At 74.2% G+C, this 25,619-nt stretch carries 20 protein-coding genes and 1 pseudogene; 6 read left to right on the top strand and 15 right to left on the bottom strand.

All coding sequences use genetic code 11. The features are described 5' to 3' along the window. Window position 1: 1 nt before the first annotated feature. Together H291_RS0113875 and H291_RS0113870 are read left to right on the top strand one after the other, a co-directional pair. Window positions 2–397, top strand: a complete 396-nt coding sequence (locus tag H291_RS0113875) for a fluoride efflux transporter FluC (protein ID WP_020015609.1) — start codon at window positions 2–4, stop codon at window positions 395–397. A gap of 63 nt (window positions 398–460) precedes the next feature. Further along, window positions 461–1,393, top strand: a complete 933-nt coding sequence (locus H291_RS0113870; RefSeq protein ID WP_033326901.1) for a 5'-3' exonuclease — start codon at window positions 461–463, stop codon at window positions 1,391–1,393. A gap of 65 nt (window positions 1,394–1,458) precedes the next feature. Here the strand turns inward: H291_RS0113870 and H291_RS0113865 are convergent, their stop codons facing one another. Together H291_RS0113865 and H291_RS0113860 are read right to left on the bottom strand one after the other, a co-directional pair. Then, window positions 1,459–2,220, bottom strand: coding sequence for a sirohydrochlorin chelatase (locus H291_RS0113865; RefSeq protein ID WP_020015607.1), 762 nt, complete (start codon window positions 2,218–2,220; stop codon window positions 1,459–1,461). Between the two features lie 146 nt (window positions 2,221–2,366). Beyond that, the gene (locus H291_RS0113860; protein ID WP_026365733.1) at window positions 2,367–5,054 is read right to left on the bottom strand and encodes a phosphoenolpyruvate carboxylase; all 2,688 of its coding nucleotides are present in this window, start codon (window positions 5,052–5,054) and stop codon (window positions 2,367–2,369) included. A gap of 95 nt (window positions 5,055–5,149) precedes the next feature. On the opposite strand from H291_RS0113860, the gene H291_RS0113855 reads away from it, so the two are divergent. After that, the gene (locus tag H291_RS0113855; protein ID WP_020015605.1) at window positions 5,150–6,079 is read left to right on the top strand and encodes a DNA/RNA non-specific endonuclease; all 930 of its coding nucleotides are present in this window, start codon (window positions 5,150–5,152) and stop codon (window positions 6,077–6,079) included. A gap of 8 nt (window positions 6,080–6,087) precedes the next feature. On the opposite strand, the gene H291_RS0113850 is transcribed toward H291_RS0113855, so the two are convergent. Together H291_RS0113850 and H291_RS0113845 are read right to left on the bottom strand one after the other, a co-directional pair. After that, window positions 6,088–7,533, bottom strand: a complete 1,446-nt coding sequence (locus H291_RS0113850; RefSeq protein WP_020015604.1) for a dihydrolipoyl dehydrogenase family protein — start codon at window positions 7,531–7,533, stop codon at window positions 6,088–6,090. A gap of 1 nt (window position 7,534) precedes the next feature. Next, the gene (locus tag H291_RS0113845; RefSeq protein ID WP_020015603.1) at window positions 7,535–8,095 is read right to left on the bottom strand and encodes a hypothetical protein; all 561 of its coding nucleotides are present in this window, start codon (window positions 8,093–8,095) and stop codon (window positions 7,535–7,537) included. A gap of 140 nt (window positions 8,096–8,235) precedes the next feature. On the opposite strand from H291_RS0113845, the gene H291_RS0113840 reads away from it, so the two are divergent. Then, entirely contained in the window at window positions 8,236–8,817 is a 582-nt protein-coding gene (locus H291_RS0113840) for a TetR/AcrR family transcriptional regulator (RefSeq protein ID WP_020015602.1), read from the top strand. Between the two features lie 30 nt (window positions 8,818–8,847). Here H291_RS0113840 and H291_RS0113835 read toward each other — a convergent pair whose 3' ends face one another. The 9 genes from H291_RS0113835 to H291_RS0113795 all read right to left on the bottom strand — a co-directional run bounded on the left by H291_RS0113835 (window position 8,848) and on the right by H291_RS0113795 (window position 21,420). Continuing rightward, a complete protein-coding gene (locus tag H291_RS0113835; protein WP_033326898.1) occupies window positions 8,848–9,711 on the bottom strand; it encodes an NAD-dependent epimerase/dehydratase family protein in 864 nt (287 codons plus the stop codon). Window positions 9,712–9,775: 64 nt separating this feature from the next. Further along, on the bottom strand, window positions 9,776–10,561 hold the full coding sequence (locus H291_RS0113830; protein WP_020015600.1) for a deoxyribonuclease IV: 786 nt from the start codon (window positions 10,559–10,561) through the stop codon (window positions 9,776–9,778). 45 nt (window positions 10,562–10,606) lie between these two features. Beyond that, window positions 10,607–12,289: a hypothetical protein gene (locus tag H291_RS0113825; protein ID WP_020015599.1), complete on the bottom strand. Its 1,683-nt coding sequence runs from the start codon at window positions 12,287–12,289 to the stop codon at window positions 10,607–10,609. A 74-nt stretch (window positions 12,290–12,363) separates the two neighbouring features. Further along, a complete protein-coding gene (locus H291_RS0113820; protein ID WP_020015598.1) occupies window positions 12,364–14,037 on the bottom strand; it encodes an outer membrane protein assembly factor BamB family protein in 1,674 nt (557 codons plus the stop codon). Between the two features lie 32 nt (window positions 14,038–14,069). Beyond that, window positions 14,070–15,800 (bottom strand): outer membrane protein assembly factor BamB family protein, encoded by a 1,731-nt coding sequence (locus H291_RS0113815; protein WP_020015597.1) that lies wholly within the window; start codon window positions 15,798–15,800, stop codon window positions 14,070–14,072. 49 nt (window positions 15,801–15,849) lie between these two features. Next, the gene (locus H291_RS0113810) at window positions 15,850–17,481 is read right to left on the bottom strand and encodes an outer membrane protein assembly factor BamB family protein (protein ID WP_020015596.1); all 1,632 of its coding nucleotides are present in this window, start codon (window positions 17,479–17,481) and stop codon (window positions 15,850–15,852) included. Between the two features lie 29 nt (window positions 17,482–17,510). Then, window positions 17,511–19,301, bottom strand: a complete 1,791-nt coding sequence (locus tag H291_RS0113805) for an outer membrane protein assembly factor BamB family protein (protein ID WP_020015595.1) — start codon at window positions 19,299–19,301, stop codon at window positions 17,511–17,513. Next, window positions 19,298–20,524, bottom strand: coding sequence for an ABC transporter permease (locus H291_RS30085; protein ID WP_033326895.1), 1,227 nt, complete (start codon window positions 20,522–20,524; stop codon window positions 19,298–19,300). The genes H291_RS0113805 and H291_RS30085 overlap by 4 nt, the downstream gene beginning before the upstream one ends. Next, window positions 20,521–21,420: an ABC transporter ATP-binding protein gene (locus H291_RS0113795; protein WP_020015593.1), complete on the bottom strand. Its 900-nt coding sequence runs from the start codon at window positions 21,418–21,420 to the stop codon at window positions 20,521–20,523. The genes H291_RS30085 and H291_RS0113795 overlap by 4 nt, the downstream gene beginning before the upstream one ends. Window positions 21,421–21,860: 440 nt before the next feature. On the opposite strand from H291_RS0113795, the gene H291_RS33790 reads away from it, so the two are divergent. Then, window positions 21,861–22,574 carry a hypothetical protein gene (locus tag H291_RS33790; RefSeq protein WP_157237019.1) on the top strand — a complete coding sequence of 238 codons (714 nt, stop codon included), beginning with the start codon at window positions 21,861–21,863 and terminating at the stop codon, window positions 22,572–22,574. Window positions 22,575–22,777: 203 nt separating this feature from the next. On the opposite strand, the gene H291_RS0113785 is transcribed toward H291_RS33790, so the two are convergent. Together H291_RS0113785 and H291_RS0113780 are read right to left on the bottom strand one after the other, a co-directional pair. Further along, window positions 22,778–23,479 carry a response regulator gene (locus tag H291_RS0113785; protein WP_020015591.1) on the bottom strand — a complete coding sequence of 234 codons (702 nt, stop codon included), beginning with the start codon at window positions 23,477–23,479 and terminating at the stop codon, window positions 22,778–22,780. Then, complete coding sequence (locus H291_RS0113780) at window positions 23,476–25,038, bottom strand: sensor histidine kinase (protein WP_020015590.1); 1,563 nt, start codon at window positions 25,036–25,038, stop codon at window positions 23,476–23,478. The genes H291_RS0113785 and H291_RS0113780 overlap by 4 nt, the downstream gene beginning before the upstream one ends. Window positions 25,039–25,161: 123 nt before the next feature. Between H291_RS0113780 and H291_RS0113775 the strand changes: the two are divergent. Further along, window positions 25,162–25,619 (top strand): annotated as a pseudogene (locus H291_RS0113775) (hydrolase); the annotation flags it as partial.

Here is a 25,619-nt window from a genome sequence, read left to right as displayed (position 1 = left end):
CGTGCTCGCACTCCTCCTCGTCGCGGTCGGCGGTGGCCTGGGCGCGGCCGCCCGGTTCGTGGTCGACGGCGAGATCCGCGCCCGACACGGCGGCGGGTTCCCGTGGGGCACGTTCGTCGTGAACGTCAGCGGCTCGTTCCTCATCGGCGTCTTCTCGACCCTGTTCCACACGCTCACCTGGTACGGGGTGTCCCCCGACGTCGCCTACCTGGTGCAGTTCGCCCTGACCACCGGCCTGTGCGGCGGGTACACCACGTTTTCCACAGCCACTGTGGAATCCGTGCGCCTGGCCCGCTCCGGCCGGCTGCGGCTCGCGCTGGCGAACACGCTGGGCACGCTGCTGGTGACGGTGCTCGCGGCAGCCGTAGGCGTGGCGGCGGGCGGGCTGTTCGTCTGACCGGATGGTGAGCCGCGGCCGTCGTCGGGCGGGGTGTCAGTGGGGCGTGGCAGGCTTCGCTGCATGAGCCTCATGCTCCTCGACTCCGCCTCGCTCTACTTCCGCGCGTTCTTCGGCGTGCCCGACTCCCTGCGGGCACCCAGCGGCACGCCGGTGAACGCCGTCCGCGGGCTGCTGGACACGATCGCCTGGCTCACCACGACCCACGGTCCCGACCGTATTGTCGCGTGCTGGGACGACGACTGGCGGCCGGCCTTCCGCGTCGAGGCGATCCCCAGCTACAAGGCGCACCGCGTGGCGCAGGAGGTGCCCGGCACCACCGGCATCGAGGAGGTGCCCGAGACGCTGCTCGCCCAGGTGCCGGTCATCGTGGAGGTGCTCGCCGCGCTCGGCATCGCGCGGGTGGGCGTGCCCGGGTACGAGGCCGACGACGTGATCGGCACCCTGACTTCGCGCGCCGTCGCGGAGGGCGACGGGCCGGTGGACATCGTCACGGGGGACCGTGACCTGTTCCAGCTCGTCGACGACGCCGCCGGCGTCCGCGTGCTGTACCCCGCGCGCGGCATCCGGGACCCCGACGTGGTGGACGAGGCGCGGCTCGCCGAGAAGTACGGCGTCACCTCCGGGCAGGCCTACGCCGACATGGCGACCCTGCGGGGTGACCCGAGCGACGGTCTGCCGGGCGTGCCCGGCGTGGGCGAGAAGACCGCCGCGAAGCTGCTGGCCCAGTACGGCACGCTCGCCGGGATCCTCACGGCCCGCGACTCCGGCGACAAGGGACTGACCACCACGCAGCGCCGCCGCCTGCTGGAGGCCGACGACTACCTGAAGGTCGCTCCCGTCGTGGTGCAGGTGGCGCGCGACGCGCCCCTGCCCGCGTTCGACCCCACGGTGCCGAAGGCGCCCGCGGACCCCGACGCGCTGGAGGCGCTCACCGCCCAGTGGGGCCTGCGGTCGAGCGTGGACCGGGTCCGGACGGCGTTCGGCTGGGCCTGAGCGTCAGAAGCTCCGGCACGTGTCAGACCTGTGGGCCACTCCGGTGACCTGTAGGTCTGACACGGTCAGGCGCCGGCGGCCGCGTCGTAGCGGTCCAGGACTACCTGGACCAGCCGCGGGTCCGGCTTGTCGGCCCCGGCCGGGCCGGCGACCGGGTCGGTCACGACGTCGGCGCCCGCCTCCAGCACCCGGTCCAGGAAGTAGCCGGGGGCGAGCAGGTAGGACACGACGATGACGCGGCCGGTATTTGCCGCGCGGGCGGCGGCCACCGCGTCCGGGACGCGCGGCTCCGCGCCCGCGCCGTACGACGGCGTGACGGGGCGGCCCAGGCGCTGGGCCAGCGCGCTGGTGACCTCCTCGACGGCGGTCGCGGCGGCGGCCACCGACGAGCCGGCAGCGGCGAGCACCACGGCGTCGTCCGGCCGGAACGGGCCGTGCGCCGCCTCGGCGGCGGCGTAGCGGTCGGCCAGGATGTCGACGAGCAGCGGGTGCGGGCCGAGCGGGTCGGCGGCGACCGCGCTGCCCTCGGTGGTCGCGTTGACGGCGGCGACGGCCTGCGCGATGTCGTGCCGCACGTGATACCCGGTCGACAGCAGCACCGGCACGACGACGGCGGCCGGCCCGGCCGCTGAGGTTGCAGCACTGGCCGCGTCCCGCACCGCCTCGGCCAGAACGTCCCCGACCTCCGGCTGCTGCACGTCCACGAACGCCTCGCGGACGTCGAGCCCGGGCCGGGCGACGCGCACGCCGTCGAGCAGCGCGCGCACCGCCGCCTGCCCTGCGGGGTCGTCGGTCCCGTGGGACGTGCCGATCAGACTCGCACTCATGCCTCTCCCAATGCTCTTCACACATCACGAGCCCTGCCGACTTCGGTCGGTTGCCCTGAGACCGGTCATTCAACCGACCGATCTCAGGGCAACCGACCGAAGTCAAACTGCCAGCCAGCAAGCCGGTTACCCAGCTCGCCAGCAGGTCACCCGGTGTTCTGCAGGCCCGCCGACACCCCGTTGACCGTCAGCAGCAGCAGGTGCTGCAGCCGGCCCTTGTAGTCGCCGTCGACCGCCGAGCCGCCGTCGGCCCCAGTGCGCAGCCCGCGCAGCGCGCGGACCTGCAGCAGCGACAGGGCGTCCACGTAGGGCGACCGCAGCTGCACGGCGCGGCCGAGCACGCGCTTGGACGCGAGCGGCCACTCGTTGCCGCTGATCTTCAGCACCCACTCCCGGGTGAGCCGCAGCTCGTCGAGCACCATCTGGGCCAGGTCGTCCCGGTCGCCGAGCGCGAGGTACTGCGCGGCGATCCGCTCGTCCGTCTTGGCGAGCGACATCTCGACATTGTCGAGCATCGTGGCGAACAGCGGCCACTCGGCGCGCGCGGCGCGCAGCAGCTCGACGTCGCCGGCCGTGGCCAGCGCCGTGCCCAGGCCGAACCAGCCCGCGAGGTTGATGCGGGCCTGCGACCAGGAGAACACCCAGGGGATGGCGCGCAGGTCGTCGAGCGAGTTGACCGACAGGCCACGCTTGGCGGGCCGCGACCCGATCGGCAGCAGGCCGACCTCCTCCAGCGGCGTGACCTGCGCGAACCACTGCGGAAACCCGTCGGCCTTCACCAGCTCGTGGAACCGGGCGCGGGACGTCGCGTCGAGCTCGCCGGCGAGCGCGGCGAACTTGGCCGTCGCGCTCTCGTTGACTGCCTCGACCGACGGCGCGGACGCCAGCAGCGTGGCCGCGGCGACCTGCTCGATGTGCCGGGACGCGATGACCGGGTCGCCGTAGCGGGCCAGGATGACCTCGCCCTGCTCGGTCAGCTTGAACCGGCCGTCCACCGAGTGCGGCGGCTGGGCCAGCACCGCGCGGTTGGCCGGGCCGCCGCCGCGCCCGAGGGCGCCGCCACGGCCGTGGAACAGCGTGAGCTTGAGGTCGTTGGACCGCGCCCACTCGGCGATGCGCGACTGCGCGTCGTGCAGCGCGAGCGTCGCCGCCACGGGGCCGACGTCCTTGGACGAGTCCGAGTACCCCAGCATCACCTCGACGCGCCGGCCGTTCTCGGCCAGGCGCTTCTGCACCGCGGGCAGCGTGAGCATCGAGTCCAGGATCGGCACGGAGTTCTGCAGGTCCGCGAAGGTCTCGAACAGCGGGATCGCGTCGATCACGGGCGCCCCGTCGGGGTCGTCCGCGAAGGCGTAGGAGGCCAGCTCGTAGACGGCGGCGAGGTGCTCCGGCGCCTGCGTGAACGACACGATGTACCGGCGCGCGGCCCGCTCGCCGAACCGGGCCTGGATCGCGCCGAGGGCGCGGTAGGTGTCCAGCACCTCGCGCGTCTTCTCGCCGAGGGCGCCGTCGAGCCCGAGCTCGCGGATCTCGGCCAGCGCGGCGGCGTGCACCTGCGAGTGCTGCCGCACCTCGAGCTCGGCCAGGTGGAACCCGAAGGTCTGCACCTGCCAGACCAGCCGCTGCAGGTCGCCGTACGCGGCACGCGCCGCGCCGGTCGCGACCAGGGAGTCCTGGACCACGAGCAGGTCGGCCTCGAGCTGCTCGGCGTTCGCGTACGCCAGGTCGGCGTCGCGCGACCGGGTCGCCGCGACCCGCTCCGCGATCGCGAGCATGACCGCGCGGTGCGGCTCGTTCGGCGACGCCTCCTCGGCGCGCCGGGCGACGTCGGCGTCGAGCAGGCGGATGCGCCGCCACAGGGCGTTCAGGTCCGACGACGGCGTGGTGCCCTCGGCGTCGAGCGTGAGCTTGCGCCCCGTCTCGACCGCGAGGCGCTCCAGCGCCGTGAGCGCATGCTCCGCGGCCAGGGTCGCGGCCTGCCGCGTCACCTCGGCGGTGACGTTCGGGTTGCCGTCGCGGTCGCCGCCGATCCAGGTGCCGAGCTTGACGAACGGCTTGGCCACGGGGGCCACGCGGCCGGCGTCCTCGGCGAGCAGCCAGTCGTCGAGCCGCCGGTACACGTCGCCGAAGACGTCCACGAGCACGGCGTCGAACACGCCCATGACCGTCTTGACCTCGTCGATCACGGACGGCTTGCTGGTCCGCACGGGCGCGGTGCGCCACATGGTGTCGATCTCGGCGAGGATCTGCCGCTCGTTCTCGGCGAGGGTGACGCCGCCGAGCCGGCGGGTGTCCCGCTCCGCCAGGTGGTCCGAGATCCGGCGGATGGTCCCGCTGATGGCCCGACGGCGGGCCTCGGTCGGGTGCGCCGTGAGCACGGGCCGGAACTCGAGCTCGTCGAGCCGCCGCAGCGCCTCGTCGCGGCCCACCTCCTCGGTGAGCCGGGCGAACGCCGCGGGGATCGTGTCCTCCAGGACGGCCGGGCCCGTCGTCGTCTCGGCCTCCCGGGCGCGCAGCACGCGCACCCGGTGGTACTCCTCGGCGAGGTTCGCGAGGTGGAAGTAGCAGGTGAACGCGCGGGCGACCTGTTCGGCGCGCTCCACGGAGAAGGACGCGACGACGTCGGCGGCCTCGTCCAGCGCGTGGGGCGACGGGTCGCCGTAGGCGCGGATCGTCAGCTCGCGCAGACGTTCGACGTCGTCCAGCAGGTCCTGGCCTCCGTCCTCGCGCAGGATCCTGCCGAGGAGGCCGCCGAGCAGGCGCACGTCCTCGCGCAGCGGGTCAGGTACCTCGTGCCGGGCATTGCCGCGGACGGTCTGAGTTGATTCACTCACGGGCTAGAGCCTAGGCCGAGATTGCCATCCGACGTCCAACGCGTCCGATTGTTGGTCTGGTCATGACCTGGCCCGCTCTGGTTGGCTGTCTGCCTGTGACCGGTTATGACGCTCAGTTCCTCGGTTTCGGCGTCCCGCTCCCCGTCTCCCCGGTCGAGCTGCGTGTGCTCGACTACACCCACTTCTCCGTGCTGCTGCACCCGGGCCGGCGGCTGGCCGCGGCCACGGCCTGCACCGTCGACGGCGCCACGCTCCAGGCGCTGCGCCGGTCCGGCCGCTGGCGGCTGGACGGCCGCGTCCCGAGCGCCGAGCAGTCGGGCGCCGAGCTGTACGCGGGCAACCCGCTCGACCGCGGGCACCTGGTCCGCCGGCTCGACCCGGTCTGGGGCGACGCCGACACCGCCGCGCGGGCGAACCACGACACGTTCACCTACACGAACGCGGCCCCGCAGGTGAACAGGTTCAACCAGTCCAAGGAGCTCTGGAACGGGCTGGAGGACCACGTGCTGCGGTACGCGGCCGCCCACGACCACCGGCTGGCGGTCCAGACCGGCCCGGTCTTCGCGGCGGACGACCCGCTCTACCGCGGCGTCCGCATCCCCCGCCTGTTCTGGAAGGTCGTCGCGTGGGTGGGCCTGGGCCCGGCGCCCGACGGCGCCGCACCGGGCACTCCGGACGGCGTCCGGCCGCGGGTGCTCCAGGCGACCGGGTTCGTGCTGGACCAGACGCCCCAGCTCGACGACGCCAAGCTCTACGAGATCACCGCGCAGGCCCTGGCCCGGGACGACATCCCGCCGCTCGGCCCGTTCCGCACCTACCAGGTGCCGGTGCGCGACGTCGCCGCCCTGACCCGCCTGGACCTGGGCCCGCTGCCCGGCGCCGACGTGCTCACGGCGCCGCCGCCGGCCCGCCCGGCCGGGCCGGCGGGCACCCGGCCCACGGACATCACGATCCACCGGCTCCCCCGGGCCCGGGCGTGGTCGGAGATCCGCACCCCCGACCAGATCGCCCTGCCCGGCCGCTGAGGAGTCGCCTAGGCCGTCCGGCCGTAGGTCTCGAGGAGGCGGAGCCAGACCTCGCTGACGGTGGGGTAGGCGGGGACGGCGTGCCACAGGCGGTCGACCGGCACCTCGCCTGCGATCGCGATGGTCGCGGCGTGGAGCAGCTCGGCGACGTCGGGGCCCACCGCGGTGAACCCGACGACCACGCGCCGGTCCTCGTCGACCACCATGGCGGCCCGGCCCGTGTACCCGTCGGCGTGCAGGGACGCGCCGGCCACGGCACCCAGGTCGTACTCGACCGAGCGGATGCGCAGCCCGGCCGCCTCGGCGCCGGCCGCGGTGTAGCCCACGCTCGCGATCTCGGGGTCGGTGAAGACCACCTGCGGCACGGCGCGCTCGTCGGCCGTGGCCGCGTGCCGGCCCCAGGGGGCGTCGTCCACCGGGGCCCCGGTCGCGCGCGCCACGATCGTGTCGCCCACGGCGCGGGCCTGGTACTTGCCCTGGTGCGTCAGCAGGACGCGCCGGTTGACGTCGCCCGCGGCGTACAGCCAGCCGTCCCCGACCGGCACGCCGTCGCCGCCGAGCACCCGCAGGGTGCCGTCGACCGTGAGCCAGTCGCCGGGCATGAGCCCCACGGTCTCCAGGCCCAGCTCGTCCGTGTTCGGCTTGCGGCCGGTCGCGACCAGCACCTCGTCGGCGGTGAGGTCGGTGCCGTCCGCGAGCGCGACGTGCACCGTGCCCTCGGCGTCGCGCCGGACCTCGACGGGCTGCGTGTTCAGGTGCAGCACCACGCCCTGCGCCTTGAGCGACTCGGCCACCAGCTCGCTCGCGAACGGCTCCGCGGCCGGCAGCAGGCCGTCGCGGGCGACCATCGTGACCTGGGCACCCAGGGCCGCGTAGGCGGTCGCCATCTCGGCGCCGACCACGCCGCCGCCGATGACGGCGAGCCGCCCCGGCACGGCCTGGGCGGACGCCGCCTCCCGGCTGGTCCACGGGGCGGCGTCGGCCAGCCCGGGGATCTCGGGCAGGCGCGCGCTGCTGCCGGTCGCGACGACCACGGCGTGCCGGGCCGTCAGCACGGTGGTGCCGCCGTCGGCGTCGGTCACCTCGACGGTGCGGGCGGCGCTGAGCCGTCCGGCCCCGCGGAACAGGGCGATCCCGGCACCGTTGAGCCAGTCGACCTGGCCGTCGTCGTGCCAGTGGGACGCGAACTCGTCGCGGCGCGCGAACACGGCCGCGGGGTCGAGCTCACCGGTCACAGCGGCGCCGGCGCCCGGCAGGCTCCGGGCCGCGCGCAGCGCGGCGGCGTCGCGCAGCAGGGCTTTGGTGGGCATGCAGGCCCAGTACGAGCACTCCCCGCCCACGAGCTCGCGCTCCACGATCGCGGCGGTCAGGCCGCCCTGGACCACCCGGTCGGCGACGTTCTCGCCGACGGGTCCTGCACCGATGACGACGACGTCGTAGGTGGTCTCGCTCATGTCAGCTCTCCTTCTTGGCAACGCGGTGCAGGCGGAACGCCGAGACCAGGAAGAAGATTCCGCCGAGCGTGGCGTACCCGGCCAGTGAGGTCAGGGCCGCGTTCGGGCCGCCGGCCATCATGAAGAACCCGGTGCCCGCGAACACCGAGATGCCGCCGCTGAGGATCATGGGCCACTGGCCGCCGAGCCGGTAGCGGCTCACCGCGACGATCAGCTGCACGATGCCGGCGGTGATCGCCCAGACGCCCCAGACCCGCAGGACGGCGGGGATGCCCGAGGTGACGGCCACGCCCAGGCCGATGGCGGTCGCGAGGCTCAGCGCCATGTTGAAGTACAGGCCCACCGTGGGGCGCGCGGCCTTCGAGGACCGGAAGTCGACCACGGCGGCCGCGACGTCGAACAGCGGGTAGAGCACGAGCAGCCCGATCGCGACCGGGCCGAGGCTCTGCCCGACGACGAACAGCAGCGCGGCCCAGACGACGGCGAAGCCGAACCGGACGAAGTACAGGTTCCGCAGCGCGGTCGCGGTGGACGCTGCGGATGCTTCCACGGTGGTGGACATGGACGTTCCCTTCGGATGGCGGCCGCGGGAATCGATCCGCACGGCCATTTGTCTAGGTAGACTGACTAGTAACTCTACCGATCGAGACAGTACACATCCCGGGCCGTCGGGCGCAAGGGGACGAGAAAAAGGGGACACGTATGATCGCGACCGTGCGCGGATCCATGTCAGACCGCCTGGTCGAGGCGGCGAACGAGCTCTTCTACGCGCACGGCCTGCGCGCCGTGAGCGTGGACAAGGTGATCGAGCGCGCCGGCACCACGAAGGTGACCTTCTACCGGCACTTCCAGAGCAAGGACGACCTCGTGGTCGCCTACCTGGAGCATCGCGCGGCGCAGGAGCGCGACGGGGTCGACGCCGCCATCGCCCACGGCGCCGGCGACGTGGACGCGACGCTGCGCCTGATGGCCGACCACACCGGCGCGATGGCCTGCGCGCCCGACTTCCGCGGGTGCCCGTTCATCAACGCCGCGGCGGAGTACCCCGACCGCGACAGCGCGGTGCGCAAGGTCGTCGACGAGCACCGCGCCTGGTGGGTGAGCGCGTTCGAGCGGCTCGTCGGACCGCTCGGGCTCGCCGAGCCGGGCGCCGTCGCGGAGGACCTCATGCTGCTGCGCGACGGCGTCATGGTCGCCGGCTACCTCGGCGACCCGTCCCGGGTCGGGGCCTCGTTCCTGCGCAGCTGCCGGGCCGTGGTCAGCGGGGCGGCGCGGGCAGCTTAGGCGCGGGCCGCCCGGGCACGTGCCCGGGCGTCAGACCTCGTCCTGCCAGCGGTGCCGCGGCGCGTAGCCGAGCACCCGGCGGGCCTTGTCGATGCTCAGGAGCGTCTCGCGGCCCTGCAGCGGACGGCGCAGCGGCACGTCCGGGAACTGCTCGGCCACCAGGTCCGCCGAGTCGCGCTCCATGACGGTGTCGTCGTTGGCGATGACGAACGCCTCGAACCCCGTGAAGTCCGCCTCCAGGGCGCGGCGCACGGCCTGCGCCCCGTCGCGCCCGTCGATGTAGCCCCAGAGGTTCCAGCGCCGGGCCGCGGCGTCGTCCTGCCAGGACGGGAAGCGCGCGTAGTCCTCCGGGCGCATCACGTTGGAGAACCGCAGCGCCGCCACCTTGAGCTCCGGCTCCCAGCGCGTGAAGTGCCGGGCCATCTCCTCCTCGAGGGACTTGCCGAGCGAGTAGGTGGACTGCGGCAGCACGTCGTACTCCTCGTCCACCGGGATGTACGGCGGCGGCACGTCGAACGGCAGGCCGAGCACGGTCTCGGAGGATGCCGTGACCACGTTCCGCACGCCCACCACCTGGGCGGCCCGCAGCACGTTGTACGTGCTGGGCACGTTGTTGCGGAACGTCGCGGCGTTGGTCGCCAGCCCGGGCGCGGGGATCGCGGACAGGTGCACGACCGCGTCGGCCGGGTGGCCCTCGTCCACACCGGACAGCAGCTCGATCACCTGGCCGAGGTCGGTCAGGTCGGCGACCGTGAACCGGCCCGCGCTGCCCTGCTCGGGCGGCACCCGGTCGGTCGCGACCACGTCGTACCCGGAGTCCGCCAGGTGCTCCACCACGAACCGGCCGAGCTTGCCGCTCGCGCCCGTGACCACTACCCGCTGCGTCGTTGCCATGTGTCTGATCCTGCCAGGTGGTCTCGACAGGCTCGACCAGCCGAGGCGGGGGCGGGGGCTCGGGTCAGCCCAGGTTCTCCCGCAGCCAGGCGATGTCCGGTGCCATGTCGCCCTTGGTCTCGCAGATGACGGGAGCGCCCGCCGCGGCGATCACGCCGAGGAGCAGGTCCTGGGGGATCAGCCCCTGGCCGAAGTTGGTGTGCCGGTCCGCGCCCGACCCCGCCTCGTCGCGCGAGTCGTTGGCGTGCACCAGGTCGATGCGGCCCGTGATCGCGCGGATCTGGTCGGCGGCCGCCGCGAGGTCGATCCCGCCGGCCCAGGCGTGGCAGGTGTCGAGCGTGAAGCCGACGTCGGCCCCGCCGTCCGCCTTGCTCACCGCCGCCCAGAGCTGCTCGATCCGCTCCAGGCGCCGCGCCATCGAGTGGTCACCGCCCGCCGTGTTCTCGATCAGCACCGGGACGTCGGTCTCGAGCGCGTCGATCGCCTTGCGCCAGTTGTCGAAGCCCTTGGCCGGGTCGTCGCTCGCCGTGACGTGCCCGCCGTGCACCACCACGCCCTTGGCGCCGATCGCGCTCGCCCCGTCCATGATCTGCTGCAGCAGCTTGCGGCTCGGGATGCGGATCCGGTTGTTGGTCGAGGCCACGTTGATCACGTACGGCGCGTGCACGTAGAGGTCCAGGTCGGCCGCCTCGGCGTCGGCCCGGAGCGCCTCCGCGCCGCCCTCGTAGGGCAGGTCAGGGACCTTCCAGGCCTGGGGGTCGCTGAGGAACACCTGCACCGCGTCCGCGTCGAGCGTCTTCGCCGCCCCGATCGCGTCGGCCAGGTCCACGTGCGCGCCGATTCTCACCATGGGCCCACCCTAGGACGGCTCACCGACATCCGGCGGTCGCGCGGGTCAGCCCAGCCGGCGGACCCCCATCTGGGAGACCTCCAGCAGGTTCCCGTCGACCGCCAGCAGCATCGTCTCCAGCCGCTCCGTCAGCACCTTCGACGACGTCCCGTCCCAGACCAGCTCGCCGGAGGCGATGTCGAGCGAGACGAGCTCGGTGTCGCCCGACCCGCTCTCCAGGAGCATCAGCAGGGACTGGCCGTCGGTGAAGGCCTGGGACACGTAGCCGCTCTCGTAGGGCCAGTCGTACAGGCCGGACGCGGTGCGCCAGGTCCAGCGCACGGCACCCGTGGCGAGGTCCCTCCCGCGGACGTCGCCGGTCCAGGTCGTGGTCACCACGGTGTCGTCGACCTGCGCGAGGTACTGCGCGGAGCCGTCCCGCACCGCGACGTCCCAGCGCCGCGTGCCGTCCGGGGTGTAGGACCGCAGCCGGCCGCCGGGCGGGTCCGTCGAGAGGAGGGTCGCCGCGCCGGGGGCGTCGGTGGTCCGCGGGCGGCTCAGGCTCCCGTCCACCCGGGCTGCGACGCCGCCGTCCGCGGTGAAGAGCGTGCTGTCCGTCGTGCCGTCCGAGCGCTGGGCGATGGTCTGCGCGACGTACCCGCCCGTGTCCAGGCCGAACACCAGGCCGAACCCGGGCACGCCCGCCATCGGCAGCACCGCGCCCTCCGTGGTGACGCCGGCCCGGAAGCCGCAGCCCCACACCTGCAGGACGGCGGGCTCGATCCGGGCCCCGAACCCCTCGGTATCGAGGCGCTCACCGGTCTTGACGATGTCGTCCGACCGGTCCCAGGGCAGGGCTGGTCCGGCGCGGCAGCCCTCGGCCGCCATCGGGTGGAACGGCACGGTAGTGCGCCAGCGTTCCTCGCCCGTGACCGCGTCCTCGGCGCGGACCAGCAGGTCCCGGCCGGCCGTCACCGTGCCGCTGCACTCCCCCTCGTCCGGGCACTGGGCGCCGTCCCGCGCCGCCGGCTCGGTGCCTACCCGCCGGGCGCGCAGCACGGTCCCGTCCGGGCCGGGCCGGGCGTAGCCGTAGTGCTCCTCGTCCTCCGCGCCGAGCACGCGCGGTTCGGAGGGCACGCCGTCGGGCCCCACCGTGAAGACCTCGCGGTCGGCGCCGGAGCCCTGCAGACAGACCATGGTCTTCGTCTCGACGTCCGACCAGCCGAGGTAGCCGGTGGGCCCGCAGTCGGGGTCCGCGCCCAGGGGCACGGTCCACGCCTCCTCGCCGGAGACCGCGCGCAGGGCGAGCAGGCCGTCGGCGGACTCGAACGCCAGCAGGGGGCCGAGGGCCGCGACCTGGTTGCCCTCGCCCTCGGCGAGCGCCCTGCGGGAGCCGACGACGCCGTTCCACTCCCACACCTCGTCGAGCGGTGCCGACACGTCCACCACGCCGCCCCGCACGTCCCTGATCTCCTCGACCCGGGCGGCGTCGTGCATGCCGTCGACGGCGACGCCGGTGCCCAGCACCGTGGCCAGGACCGCGCCGGCCGCGAGCGCCCGCCGCAGGCCCACCGAGGCGCGCACAGCGTCCGCCGTACGGGCCGCGGGAGGGCTCACCGGGTCCGGGGTGGCCCCCGGTCCGGCCTGGTCCTGCTCCTCGGCGAGGGCTGGGGCGGGCGGCTTGTCCCGGTCCCCCTCTTCCTCGACGAGGTCGAAGACGAAAGCATCGTCGTCCTCGTGACGAGCCATACCTCCGAGCGTATGCCGCCGAGGCCCGCGGCTCATCCAGAGCGCCAGGCCTCACCCGGTCTGGTCCCGTCCGGTCAGCCCAGCCCGCGGACGCCGGACGGCGTGACCTCCAGCAGCCGGCCGTCCACGGCCACCAGCGAGGTGTCGAACCCCTGGGCGAGGCCCCCGTCCTGCGTCGCTTCGCCGTGCTGCTCCCAGACGACGTCGCCGGAGGCCGCGTCCAGCGCCACCAGCCCCGTGCCGCCGGAGCCGTTCTCGGTGACCAGCAGCACCGACTCGCCGTCGGTGAACGTCTGCGACACGTAGTGGTCCTCGCTGTAGCCGCCCGTGGCCTCGGTGCCGTCCCAGCGCCAGAGCGTCTCGCCGGTCGCGGCGTCGAGCCCCCGGACGTCACCGACCCCGGTCATCACCAGCATCGTCCCGGCGACCTCGGCGAGGAAGCGCTGGCCGCCGGCCCGGGTGACGGTCCGCCAGCGGAACGTCCCGTCGGCGTCGTAGGCGCGCAGGACGGCATCGGCGGAGCCCATGGCGAGCAGCGTGCCCGAGCCGGAGCCGTCGGAGACGGCCGGCTCCAGCGCGTACCCCGGGACGTCGGCGACGACGCGGCCGTCGGCGGCGTACAGGACGGTCCGCACCTCGTCGTCGAACATGACCTCGGCGAACCCGCCCGTGGACAGGATGTCCACCCCGCCCCTGCCCGGTTGGGCCCCGGTGCCGAGCTGCTCCCCGTCCGGCGTGACGGCCGACTCGATGCCGCAGCCGTACAGCTGCACCAGGTCGGGGTCGACCCGCGCGCCGAACACTCCCGGGTCGATCATCTGGCCGAGGTCGACGGCGTTGGGCGACCCGTCCCAGGACGTGCCGAGCCAGTTGTTGCACTGGTCGGCCCGGGTGGCCCGGAACGGGATCTCGACGCTCCAGCGCTCGGCCCCCGTGACGGCGTCCTCGGCGCGGACGGCGAGGTCCTGGCCCGCCTCCACGGTCCCCTCGCACTCGCCGGTGTCGGTGCAGCGGGCGTCGCCCCGGTCCACGGCCGATTCCGGACCCGTGCGCCGCGCGCGCAGCACCGCCCCGTCCGGTCCGGGCCTGGGCGGCCCGTACCGCTCCGTGTCCTCGGGCGCGAGGTCCCGCGGCGCGGAGACCTGGCCGCCCGGCCCGACCACCACGACGGTACGGTCCTCGCCGGGACCCGCGAGGCAGACCAGGGACGCCGTCGCGATCCGGGACCATCCCGCGGCACCGAGGGGTCCGCAGTCGGGGTCCGCGCCGAGCGGGACGGTCCACGCCTCCTCGCCCGTCTCCGGGCTCAGCCCGACGAGCTCGCGGTCGGACTGGAACACGAGGACGTCGCCGAGCACCGCCACCTCGCTCCCACGCCCCTCGTCCACGGCCTCGCGGGCGCCCACGAGCCCCTCCCACCGCCAGGTCTGGGTCAGCGGCGCGGAGACGTCGGCGACGCCGCCGTGCACGTCACGCATCCGCTCCATCCGGGCTTCGTCCCGCGCGCCCTCGACGGCCAGGCCGGTACCGAGCACCACGGCGAGCACCGCGGCCACCGGCCCGAGGACCCGCAGCCTGCGGTCCGGGCGGCCCGACGGCGACCGGGGCTCGTCCGGTCCGGGACCGTCGCCGTCCGCGTCGGCCGGGTCGGCGGCGCGGGCGCGGACGGACGGCGTCGCCGGGTCCCCCGCGTCGTCGTCGACCAGGTCGAAGACGAGCCGACCGCCATCGCCCGGTTCGCGCACCATGTCGTCGAGGGTATGTCCCCTGGCGCCCGCTCTCATCCGAGACCGCGGACGCCGAGCGACCCGACCTCCAGCAGGTGGCCGTCCACGGCGATCAGGTCGCCGGTCACGCCCTGGCGCACGACGTCGCCGTCGTGCGGGTCGAGCGTGGTGCGGGCCCCGCCGGCCTCCTCCCAGAGGAGCTCGCCCGTGCCCGCGTCGAGGGCCACCATGCCCCGCGCCACGGTGCCGCTGCCCTCGGCGAGCAGCAGCACGACCTCGCCGTCGGTGAACGCCTGGACCACGTAGGCGGTCCCGAAGTAGCCGCCGTCCGCCTCCTCGTCGGGGTCCGAGCCGTCCCAGAGCCACCGCTCCTCGCCCGTGGCCAGGTCCAGCCCGCGGACCGTCCCGGCGCCGCTGGTGATCACGGCCGTCTCGCCCACCTGGGCGAGGAACTCCTGCCCGCCGGACTGGAGCGTGATGTCCCAGCGCGGGGACCCGTCGGCGTCGTGGGCCGCGAGGCGGCGCCGCGGCTCGTCGATCGCCAGCAGGGTGTCGGCGCCGACCTGGTCCGTGGCCTTCGGGGTGATGACGTACCCGGCGACCTCGCCGACCGTCCTGCCGTCGGCGGCGTACATCAGGGTGCGCGCGACGTCGTCCCAGCTCATGCCGAGGTAGCCGCCCGAGTCGAGCCTGGCGACGACGCTGGAGCCCGGTTCGAGCCGGCTGCCCAGCAGCACGCCCGAGGCCGTGACCGCGGCCTGGACGCCGCAGCCCTCCACGTTCACGAGGTCGGCGCGGACCCGGGCCCCGAAGGCATCCGGGGCGAGCTGGCCGATGAGGTGGATGCGGTTGCCCGAGCTGCCCCAGGCCGAGCCGAACGTGCTGGTGCACACCGTGGCCTCGGTGGGGCGGAACGGGATGGTCACCCGCCAGCGCTCCTCGCCGGTGACGGCGTCCTCGGCGCGCAGCGCGAGGTCCCGGCCGTTCGTGATGCTCCCGGAGCACTCACCCGACGTGTCGCACCGGACGTCGCCCGGGACCTGCGTCCGGGGTCCCGTGCGCCGCGCGCGCAGGACCGTGCCGTCCGGCCCGGTGTGGGGCGGCCCGAACTCCCTCGTGTCCGCGGCGTCGAGCAGCCGCGGGCGCGAGGCCTCGCCGTCGGGGCCCACCACGAACACCTCGGTGTCCTGTCCCCGGTCCTGCAGGCAGACCAGGGCAGGGGTCACCGGGTCGTCCCACACCGGTGACACCGTGGGGCCGCACTCCGCGCCCTCGCCGAGCCCGACCGCCCAGGCCTCCTCGCCCGTGGCCGGGTCCAGCGCGACCAGCTCGCCCTCGGACTCGAACACCAGCGCGTCGCCGAGCACGGCGACGTCGGTGGTGCCCTCGCCGACGTCGACCTTCCCGGCCCAGGACCACTCCTCGCCGAGCGGCACGGACAGGTCCGCGACTCCCCCCGGCACCTCGCGCATCCGGTCCATCCGGGCGGCGTCCCGCGCGGCGTCGACCCCCAGGCCGGTGCCCAGGGCCACGGCGACGAGCGCTAGGACCGGCGCGGCCCGGCGCCACGTCAGGACCTGGCCACCCGCCGCCGGCCCACCCGGCGGGAGCCCGTCCGGGCCCTCGCCCGGGCCGGCCGGACCTCCGTTGCCGTCACCGCCTTCGCCGTCGTCCCGGCGGTCCCGGTCGTCGACGCCGATCGTCCGGGTCGCGCCGGGATCGGCCGCGTCGTCGTCGACCAGATCGAAGACGAACGCAGCGCCGTCGTCCGGATCGCGCGCCATGCGGCGAGCGTAACGCCGCGGGATGGCTGGGATCAGCCCCCTGCGGGCCTCAATCCAGGCCGGTCAGGCCGTCCTTGCTGATCTCCACGAGCTCGCCGGCGACGGCGACGGCGGTGCCCGCGACCGGCGCGATCCACCGCTCCTCACCCGTACCCAGGTCGAGCGCCACGAGCATGCCGCCGATCTTGCCGTCCTGGGGCAGGTGCTCCATGGCCACGGTCCGCCCGTCGGTCAGCGTCCGGAAGCGGGCCATCCCGGTCATGTCGCCGCCGTCCCAGGCCCAGACCTGGTCCCCGGTCTCGCGGGCCAGCCCGACCACCCGGCCCCCGCGGTCCGCGACCACGACGTCCCGGCCGACGAGCAGGATGCTCTGGGTCTTCCGGTCCGTCCAGGCCACCGAACCGTCCGCGCGCACCGCGTCGAACCCGTAGCCATTGGTCCTGGTGGCGAACCAGAGGTCGTCGGGGGCGTCGGGCGAGATGGTCCCGGTCCGCACCCAGCCCGACAGGGACCGCAGGACCGTCCCCTCGTCGTCCACGACGAGGGTCTCCATCGCCCCGTGCTCGACGGCGAAGAGGCCCGCACCGATCTCGGTCACCCAGGCCGGCGACGCCGCCGGTACCTCGTCGCCCGCCCCGCCTGTGGCGTCGCCGGACTCGCCGGCGAGGTCGAGCCGGACCCCCTGCGTCGACAGCGTCGCCGCGACACCGCAGCCGTCGACGACCACCGACTCGGCTCCGGTGCGCATGGTGACCCGGTACGTGTCGACGGTCGTGCGCCCGCTGTCGGCGACCTGCTGCTGGCAGTTGACGGTCTCCGTCGGCCGGAACTCGACGGTGGTGGCCCAGCGCTCGGCGCCGGTCGCGGCGTCCTCGGCCACGACGCGCACGTCCCGGCCCTGTTCCAGGACCGACGGTGTGCACGTGCCGAGGTCGTCGCACAGCACCTCCTCGGCCGCAGCGGCGCCGCCCGGACGGGTCGCCCGGACCAGCATGCCGTCGGGGCCGGGGGAGACCTGCTCGCCCTCCGCCAGGTCCGCCGGCCGGGACCGGGTGGTGCCGTCGGGCGCGACGGTCAGCACCTCGCGGGCGTCCTCCGGGCCGTGCACGCACACCAGCGTGTCGACGGACACCGGCGCGTCCTGGGCGGTCGGCCCGCACAAGGGGTCCTCGTCCAGGGGTACCCGCCAGGCGACCTCCCCCGAGCCGGGGTCGACGGCGACGACGTCGTCGAACCCGACCGGGACGGCTTCGGCCGTGCCGGTGAACGGATCCACGGTGTAGCTCTGCGCGGTGCCGGGCGGCAGCACCAGCAGCCCGTCCATGGTCACGAGCGGCTGGTCCACGTACGCCTCGTCGCCCGCCGGAGTGGGGACGTCGAACGGCACGGTCCAGCCGCGCTCGGGCATCTCGGCCAGCGACGCCACCCCGACGGGCGAGGTGCGCATCAGCTCGGCGCGCAGGTGGTCCCGCACCAGGTCGACGGCGGTCAGGCCCGCCACGACGACGGCGGCGACCGCCGCGGTGAGCAGCCAGGTGCGGCGCGACAGCCGGGGCAGCCGGGGCAGGTGCCGCCCGGGGGAGTCCGCCGGAGGCACGCCGACGGCCTGCGCCACACCGTCCGGCCCCTCGCCCTCGACCAGCTCGAAGACGACGGGTTCCTGCTGGTCAGGCCGCGGCATGGCCGGATCCTAGCCGCGTAACCTGCGAGTCACCCCAGTCCCACGACGCCCTGCTGGGTGATCTGCGCGAGATAGCCGTCCACGCTGACCAGCTGCGTGTACGGGGTGTCCTGTTCGATCTCCCAGCGCACCGAGCCGTCGCGCAGGTCGATCGCGACCAGCCGCAGCCCCGACTCGCCCGCGGGGTCGCCGGACACCGGCAGCAGCAGGGTGTCGCCGTCCGTGAAGGCCCCGAAGACCAGCGAGCCCACGTCCCACGTCCCGTCGCCGAGGCCGAGCACGTCGGGGTCGAGCGTCCAGCGCACCGCGCCCGTGCCGAGGTCGATGCCCCGCACCGGCCCGAGCTCGTCCACGACGACGCCGGTGCCGGCGACCCGCGCGAGCAGCTCGGTGGCGCGGAGCACCGGGGCGTTCCAGAGCTGTTCCCCGGCGTCGCGCCCCTCGGTGGACCGCGCCTCGGTGTGCACGCCCACCCGCTCCAGCAGCAGGCCCGGGTCCCGGCCGTCGGTGGCCCACGGCACCAGCACCTGACCGTCGATCTTCAGGGTCTCGCCGTCGGGCAGGTGCACCACCTGGCTGGGCGTCTCGGCGCCGGCCGCCGCCGGGTCGGGCCCGGCCCAGCCGCCGTCGGGCAGCGCCGTGAAGGATCCCGTCACCCCGCCCGCCGGTGCGTCGGTCGTGTCCTTCGGGTCGTCGAGGCGGGTGCCGTCGAGCAGGAAGGCCGCCGAGACCCCACAGCCGTCGACCTCCAGGACCCCGTTGCTCAGGTCGCCGTACACCGAACCGGCAAGGTCCAGCACCGGGGTGGGGGTGTCGGGGTCCTCCGGGCCGGACGTGTAGGTGACGCACAGGTTCGCGTCCGCCGGGCCCGCGGCGACGTCCGCGCTCCAGCGCTCCGCGCCGGTCGCCGCGTCCTCGACCCGGACCGACAGGTCCGGCGCCACGAAGCCCTTGGGCAGGTGGGGCGTACCCACCTTGTCGACCACGACCGGCTCCTGCTCGTGCTCGCCGCCCGCGAGCTCGAGGTGGATGAGGCCGCCGTCGGGCGCGGGCTGCACCGTCGCGCCGGGATCCAGCTCGCGGGTGGTCGCGGCGCCGTCCGGCTCGATCACCGTGACGCCCTGGTCGCCGTCCTCCGACGCCGTGACGCAGACCAGCTTCTCGACGGGGAGCGCCCCCAGCGGGCCGCCGACGCCGAGCGCACCCAGCGGACCGCAGTCCACGGCGTCGGCGACGTCCACGGTCCACCGCACCTCGCCCGTCGCCGGGTCGAGGCCCTGGACCTTGGCGTCGCCCACCACCGCGAGCACGCCCGGCATCCGGACCAGGGTCGCCGAGATCGGGTTCTCCAGGTCGACCGACCACTGCTCGGTGGGCTTCTCCGCCAGGCTGTGGGTGCCGGACGGCGTCGCGAGCAGAGCGCGCTCGCGCAGCGCGCCGTCGACCAGCACCCCGGCCACGACCGCGACCACGACCACCGCGGCGGTCCCGCCCGCCAGCAGGACCCGGCCGCGGCGCGTGGCGGGCACCCGACGGCGCACGGCCGCCCCGCCCCGCCGCACCGTCCGGCCGACGGCGGACCGCGCGCCCGCGAGCGCCACCGCCGCCCGGCCCGGCGCGCGGGGCGCGGGCTCGGCGTCCGGCTCGGCCGCGTCGCCGGGGTCGGTGCCGTCGGTGCCGGCGTCGTCGGGGTCGGTGCCGTCCGGGTCCGCGCCGTCACGGGACGCGCCCGGGACCTCGTCGATCAGGTCGAAGGTGTGCACCTTCTCGGGATCGGAGCTCCCGGGCGCGGCTGAGTCGGGCTGGGTGCGTTCGGTCACGCCCCGAGGGTAGTGCCCTTGTCCGAGGCCAGGGCGGACTTCCACGTGACCCGGCCGCCGGTCTGCATCAGCGCGCCGCGGTACGCGCGCTCGCTGAGCAGCACGGCTCCGAGCGTCGCGACCACCAGCACGAGGAGCGAGACGATCGGCTCCCACCACAGCGCGTCGCCGTTGAGCACCCGCACCGGCATGGACACGATGGACGCCGGCGGCACGTAGGACAGGACCCGTTCGAGCACGCCGTCGGCCGAGAACGTCACGATGTAGACGCCCATGAGCAGCATCATCAGGGGGGTCGTCGTGTACTGGAGGTCCTCGGTGCGGGACGCGAGCGAGCCCGCGACCGCGTACAGGGCCGCGACCGCGACGAACCCGACGGTGAAGAAGACGACGAACCAGATCATCGTGGCCGTCATCGCGGGCAGCACCGCCGACAGGTCGGTGAAGGAGAGCCCGACGAGCCCGATGCCGGCGAGCAGCAGGTTCTGCGCCAGTGCGATCACGGAGCTGCCGATGATCTTGCCCGCCAGGAGCTGCCGCAGCGGCACGGCGGTCGCGATGATCTCGACCAGCCGGGACTGCTTCTCCTCGATCACGCTGCCCGCGATCATCGCGCCCGAGCCGACCGCGCCCGTGAAGAACAGGAACGCGAGCACGAACCCGGCGAAGAACACGACCTGCGGGTCCACCGGGTTGCCGTCGAGGCGCTCGGTCTCGATCTCGCTGCCCGCCGTGAGCGCCTCGATGGTGGTGCCGGCGCCGTCGGCGCGGTCGGCCATGACCTGGTCGCGCACCGTCGTCCCGAGCAGGTCGGCCAGGCCGCCGTCGGGCTCGCGCCAGCCGGACAGGGACCAGCCGGCGTCGTCGGCGGCGCCCGTCGCGCCGGCCGTGCCGGCCGTTCCGGAGCTGAGCCAGGCGTCGGCGGTCTCGTCCTCGAGGGCGGCTTTCGCCGCCGCGGCGTCGTCCACCCGCAGGACGGTGAGCTCGATCCCCTCGTCCGACGTCGCGGCCTCCTCGCGAGCCGACTCGACGGCCGTCAGGGCCGCGTCGTCGCCGGTCACGACGGCGACGTCGAACGAGTCGGTGCGGCTGTCCATGTAGGCGCTGAAGCCGATCAGGCCGCCGATCATCGCCACGGTGACCGCGAGGCCGATCAGGAACCCCTTGTTGAGCGCCCGCACCACGATCTCGCGGGTCGCCACGAGCATCCATGCACTCTTCACGAGGTCACTTCCCTGTAGATCTGGGCCAGCGTCGGCCGCACCGGGGAGAACTCCTGGACGGCGCCCCGCTCCAGGGCGGCAGACAGCAGGCGGGTGGCCGCGTCGTCGTCGTGCACCTCGACCAGGGCGGACGAGCCGTCGACGTCGACGGCGAGCACGCCAGGCACGCCGCGCACGAACCCGGCGTCGCCCGCCAGCACGAGCCGGTGCCGGGTGACCCCCTTGGCGCGCAGGTCGTCGGGGGTGCCGTTCGCGAGGACCCGGCCGCCGCCGAGGATGACGAGCCGCTCGCACAGCCGCTCCACGAGGTCGAGCTGGTGCGAGCTGAACAGCACGGGCACGCCGCGCCGCGTGTGCTCGCGCAGCAGGTCGGCCATCGCGTCGACGGCCGCGGGGTCGAGCCCGCTGAACGGCTCGTCGAGGACGAGCGCCTTGGGCTGTCCCATGACCGCCGCGATGATCTGCACCCGCTGCTGGTTGCCGAGCGACAGCTTCTCCACGTGGTCCTTGGCCCGGCCCGCCAGCCCCAGCCGCTCGAGGTGCTCGAGCACCTCGCGGCGGGCGGCGGGCGCGTCGATGCCGCGCAGGCGGGCCAGGTAGACGAGCTGGTCCAGCACGGGCTGCTTGGGGTAGAGGCCGCGCTCCTCGGGCATGTAGCCGAACTCGCGGCGGTCGTGCCGGGTGACCGGGGCGCCGTCGAACAGCACCTCGCCGCTCGTGATCGCCAGTACGCCCATGATCATCCGCATGGTCGTCGTCTTGCCCGCGCCGTTCCCGCCGACGAACCCCGTGAGCAGGCCTGACGTCGCGGTGAAGCTCACGCCGTCCACCGCCCGCCGGGGTGTGTCGCCCGAGGCGAACACGCGGGTCAGGTCCCGCACCTCCAGATCGCTCATGGCCGTCACGCTAAGGGGCCGACGGCGGCGGCGGGATCCGCCGCAAGGCGGAACCGCGCTCCGCCCCAGGCCGGAACTACGCCGGCGCGAGGGTGTCTTGTCTTCCTGGGCGCCGCCCGAGATTGGGTGATCGGCAGAATGTCACGTGATCGGCATTTCGAGTTGCCGATCACGTGACATTCTGCCGATCATCCTGCGCACCGTGACCACTCCTGCGCGTTTTGACCTGGTATTACACGCCCCGGTTGCCGTTGACGTTCTGCCACGTATTGTCCCGACCGGAACACCGCTCGAACAAGGGCGGCGCTGAACGGTTCGAAAGCCCTCCGCGGCGGAATGTGCGACGCACTCCCGGCGGGAGATCCGCAGCCCGGTCCCCAGGACCGGACGTCGCGATCGAGGGCACCGGGCAACAACTGAAGCTGCAGGGGGAGCAAAGCGTGCGCAAGCGATTGATCGTCACAGGGACGGCCGCGGCCTTGGTGCTGACTGCCGGAATCATGGGTGCCGTCGCGGTGCAGCCGGCGAGCAAGGACCAGGGCCGGCTCACGTCGGCCGGGGCCGCTCTGCCCGACAGCACCCAGGGGCTGCCGCCGATGATGCTGAAGCGCGAGCCGGTGGCGAGCTCCGGCGAGAAGGGGACCGTGGACGTCCACGGCAAGCCCGCGGCGCAGGGGAACCCGTTCACCTACACGCCGCCGCCCGCACCCGAGACCGCGCGCGGACCCGTGCGGGAACAGCCCCGCGAGACCTACCGGCCGCCGTCGTTCACGCCCGGGCAGGGCGGCAGCACCGGCGGCGGGAGCATCCCCGTCCGGCCGGCGAAGCCGACCGTCAAGCCCACGCCCGAGCCGACGGGCCAGCCCACCCAGAAGCCGACGCCCACGCCGAAGCCCACGCCGACGCCGACACCGACCCCCACCCCGACGCCGACCCCGACCCCCACGCCGGAGCCGACGCCCGAGCCGTCGGACCCGCCGTCGGAGGAGCCCACCGACCCGCCGACCGTCGAGCCGACCTCGCGGCCGACCCCGGAGCCGTCGCCCACGCCGGAGCCGTCGACCAGCCCGTCCCCGGAGCCCTCGGCGAGCCCGTCCGCGGAACCGTCGACGAGACCGTCGCCGGAGCCCTCCGCCAGCCCTTCCGCGGAATAGGCTGAATAGTCCCTTTTCCGGGATATCGCCGGAAATATGAAAGCGGGGTCCGGTCACGGATCCCGCTTTCCTGATGGCCTTACCGATCCGGTCGCTCGAATTACGCCTGGCTTGATCACCCGAACCAGAGAGCCAGGTCGATCAGCACGGATGTCACCGATCGTTGACATGCACCCACGATGTCAACGATCGGTGACATCGGCTCAGACCAGGCCCACCCGGTGGGCCAGGACCACCGCCTGGACCCGGTCGCGCAGGTGCAGCTTGGACAGCACGTTCGAGACGTGCGTCTTGACCGTCGCCTCGCCGAGGAACAGGGTCGAGGCGATCTCGGCGTTCGACAGCCCGGTGCCCACGAGCTCCAGCACCTCGCGCTCGCGCGGCGTGAGCTGGGCGAGGCCGGGGGGCGCCTGGTCCGGCGTCGGCCTCGCGGCACCCGCCGCACCCGCGAGACCCGCCCCACCCGCCACGCCCGACGGCGCCCGCTCGCCCGCCACCATCTGCTCGATCACGCGCCGTGTGATCTGCGGGGCGAGCAGCGCGTGCCCCGCGGCCACCGTCCGCACGGCCTCCACGAGGTGCTCCGCGTCGGAGTTCTTCAGCAGGAACCCCGAGGCGCCGGCCGCGAGCCCGTCGAACACGTACTCGTCGTGGTCGAACGTCGTCAGCACCAGCACCTTCGCCAGGTTCTCCGCGACGATGCGGCGCGTGGCCTCGATGCCGTCCATGACGGGCATCTGCACGTCCATCAGCACGATGTCGGGCCGCAGCTCGCGGGTCAGCTCGATGGCCGCCGCGCCGTCGCCCGCCTGGCCGACCACCTCGAAGTCGTCCTCCACCGAGAGGATGAGGGAGAAGCCGGAGCGCACCAGGGCCTGGTCGTCGACCAGCAGCACGCGCGTCATCGGGCCGCCTCCGTCGGGGCCTCGGTCCGGGCATCGGTCCAGGCCTGCGGCCGGGCTTCCGGCCTTGGTTCCGGCCGGGCCGACGGCGCGGCGTCCTCCGGCGCGGGCAGCGGAAGCCGCACGCGCACCCGGTACCCGCCGGTCGCCCGCGGCCCGATCTCGACCACGCCCCGGTGCGTCGAGACGCGCTCCCGGATGCCGAGCTGCCCGAGCCCGGAGCCCGAGGTCCCGTGGCGGGGCCGGCCGTCGTCGAGCACCTCCACCTCCGCGAACCCGTGCGCGAACCGCTCGTCCGCGAGCATCTCCGGGCCGCGCACCACGCGGAGCGTGACCGTCGCGGACCGGGCCGTCGAGTGCTTGCGCACGTTCGCCATCGCCTCCTGGGCGGTGCGGTAGAGGCTGAGCCCCATGGGGTCGGGCACGTCCCGCGCGGCGCCCGGGGGCTCCTCGACCTGGCGGAACGTGGTGTCCAGCCCGTCGTGGTCGGCGGCGGCCAGTGCCGGCAGGTCCGCCAGCCCCGGTTCCGGCGCGCGGGAGGCGGTGTCCGGGCCGGCGGACCCTCCGCCGTCGGGCACCGAGCGCAGGGTGCCGACCAGGTTGCGCATCTGCGTCACGCCCTCGCGCGACTCGCGCTCGATGGTCGCGAGCGCCTCCGCGGCCAGGGCGGGATCCCGGTCCAGCACGCGCCGCGCGGCTGCCGCCTGGATGCCGATGACGGACACGTGGTGCGCGACGACGTCGTGCAGCTCGCGTGCGATCCGGACCCGCTCGGTGACCACGGCCTGGTCGGTGAGCGCGGCTGCCTGCCGCTCGATGGTGACGGTCTGGTCGGCCAGCAGCTCGCGCCGGCGCGCGGCGTTCCACTGCATCTGCCCCGCCAGCACCGCGCCGCCGAAGAACGCGATGTTCATGATGACCTGGTAGATCGCGTTGGCGAGGTACGGATCCACCTGGCCGGGCCAGTCGGCGGGCGTCGGGAACTCGTCCAGGATGGTCTCGATGCCCTGCTGCACCGCGAACATCCAGACGACCCACCCGAGCATCACCATGGTGCACGCGCTGACCACGATGAGCATGGCCCGCCGGTCGCGCGCCCAGGCCACGGCGGTGAACATCGCGACGAAGTACATGATCTGCATCGGCATGAGCATCGTGACCGCCGGGATGGTCAGCCCGAGCGCGAACCACGCCGCGTACACGAGCACGAGCGAGATCAGCGGATAGCGGCGCCGCCACGCGAGCGGGACCGTGCTGGCCACACCGAGCACGAGGACGAGCCACATGGGCACGTCGATGTCCTCGAACATGCCCATGCTGTGGCCGAGCTCGATCGAGAGGGCCGCGAACACCGCGAAGCCGACACCCAGCAACAGGTCGCGGCGGTAGCCGCGCTGCCCTGCGGGCACCCGCTCCCAGTCGGCGTCGACGCCGAACCAGTCGGCCAGCCGGCCGAGGGTGCTTCCGGCGGGCGCGGTGGCGGCGGCCCGCGCGGACGCGGCGTCGGCGGGGCGTCCGGCGTCGGGCTGCCGGGAAGCGGGCGGTGGTGGTGCTGCGGCCATGCCCCCAGGGTAGGAACCTGGGAGCGCGGGCGCTTCCGCCTTGAGGCGGAGTCTTATTGCTGGACACGACCGGCCGCTTGGCGCAGGGTGGCGAGCACCGGCCCGACGAAGGGAAGTCCGACGATGACGTTCTGGATCTGCAGCACCTGCGGCGTGGAGCACGAGTCCCGGCCCGAGGTCTGCGCGGTCTGCGCCGACGAGCGACAGTGGGTGCCCGCCGACGGGCAGCGCTGGACCACGCTCGAAGAGCTCGCGGCCAACGGCGAGAGCATCGCGGTCGAGGAGCTCGAACCCGACCTGTTCGGCCTCAACACGGTGCCCGACGTCGGCATCGGCCCGACCGCGAAGGTCGCCCGGACGGCGGCGGGGAACCTCATGTTCGACGTCCCCGGCTACGTCGACGACGCCGCCGTCGCCGCCGTCCAGGACCTCGGCGGGCTCGCGTACATCGTCGCGAGCCACCCGCACATGTACGGGGTGCAGGTCGAGTGGAGCCGCCGGCTGGGCGGCGTCCCGATCCTGGTCAGCGAGGCCGACGCCGGCTGGCTCGCCCGGACCGACGACGCCGTCGAGCTGTGGAA

Source organism: Promicromonospora sukumoe 327MFSha3.1 (genome assembly GCF_000385135.1).
In the GTDB taxonomy this organism is placed as follows: domain Bacteria; phylum Actinomycetota; class Actinomycetes; order Actinomycetales; family Cellulomonadaceae; genus Promicromonospora; species Promicromonospora sukumoe_B.
Note: the sequence above shows the minus strand (reverse complement) of the source record. Positions and strands in the feature narration are given on the sequence as shown.

Coding starts and splice junctions, on each gene's coding strand:
- H291_RS0113870 (WP_033326901.1), top strand. CDS start 461: ATGAGCCTCATGCTCCTCGACTCCGCCTCGCTCTACTTCCGCGCGTTC.
- H291_RS0113865 (WP_020015607.1), bottom strand. CDS start 2,220: ATGAGTGCGAGTCTGATCGGCACGTCCCACGGGACCGACGACCCCGCA.
- H291_RS0113850 (WP_020015604.1), bottom strand. CDS start 7,533: ATGAGCGAGACCACCTACGACGTCGTCGTCATCGGTGCAGGACCCGTC.
- H291_RS0113845 (WP_020015603.1), bottom strand. CDS start 8,095: ATGTCCACCACCGTGGAAGCATCCGCAGCGTCCACCGCGACCGCGCTG.
- H291_RS0113840 (WP_020015602.1), top strand. CDS start 8,236: ATGATCGCGACCGTGCGCGGATCCATGTCAGACCGCCTGGTCGAGGCG.
- H291_RS0113835 (WP_033326898.1), bottom strand. CDS start 9,711: ATGGCAACGACGCAGCGGGTAGTGGTCACGGGCGCGAGCGGCAAGCTC.
- H291_RS0113830 (WP_020015600.1), bottom strand. CDS start 10,561: ATGGTGAGAATCGGCGCGCACGTGGACCTGGCCGACGCGATCGGGGCG.
- H291_RS0113825 (WP_020015599.1), bottom strand. CDS start 12,289: ATGGCTCGTCACGAGGACGACGATGCTTTCGTCTTCGACCTCGTCGAG.
- H291_RS0113820 (WP_020015598.1), bottom strand. CDS start 14,037: ATGGTGCGCGAACCGGGCGATGGCGGTCGGCTCGTCTTCGACCTGGTC.
- H291_RS0113815 (WP_020015597.1), bottom strand. CDS start 15,800: ATGGCGCGCGATCCGGACGACGGCGCTGCGTTCGTCTTCGATCTGGTC.
- H291_RS0113810 (WP_020015596.1), bottom strand. CDS start 17,481: ATGCCGCGGCCTGACCAGCAGGAACCCGTCGTCTTCGAGCTGGTCGAG.
- H291_RS0113795 (WP_020015593.1), bottom strand. CDS start 21,420: ATGAGCGATCTGGAGGTGCGGGACCTGACCCGCGTGTTCGCCTCGGGC.
- H291_RS0113785 (WP_020015591.1), bottom strand. CDS start 23,479: ATGACGCGCGTGCTGCTGGTCGACGACCAGGCCCTGGTGCGCTCCGGC.
- H291_RS0113780 (WP_020015590.1), bottom strand. CDS start 25,038: ATGGCCGCAGCACCACCACCGCCCGCTTCCCGGCAGCCCGACGCCGGA.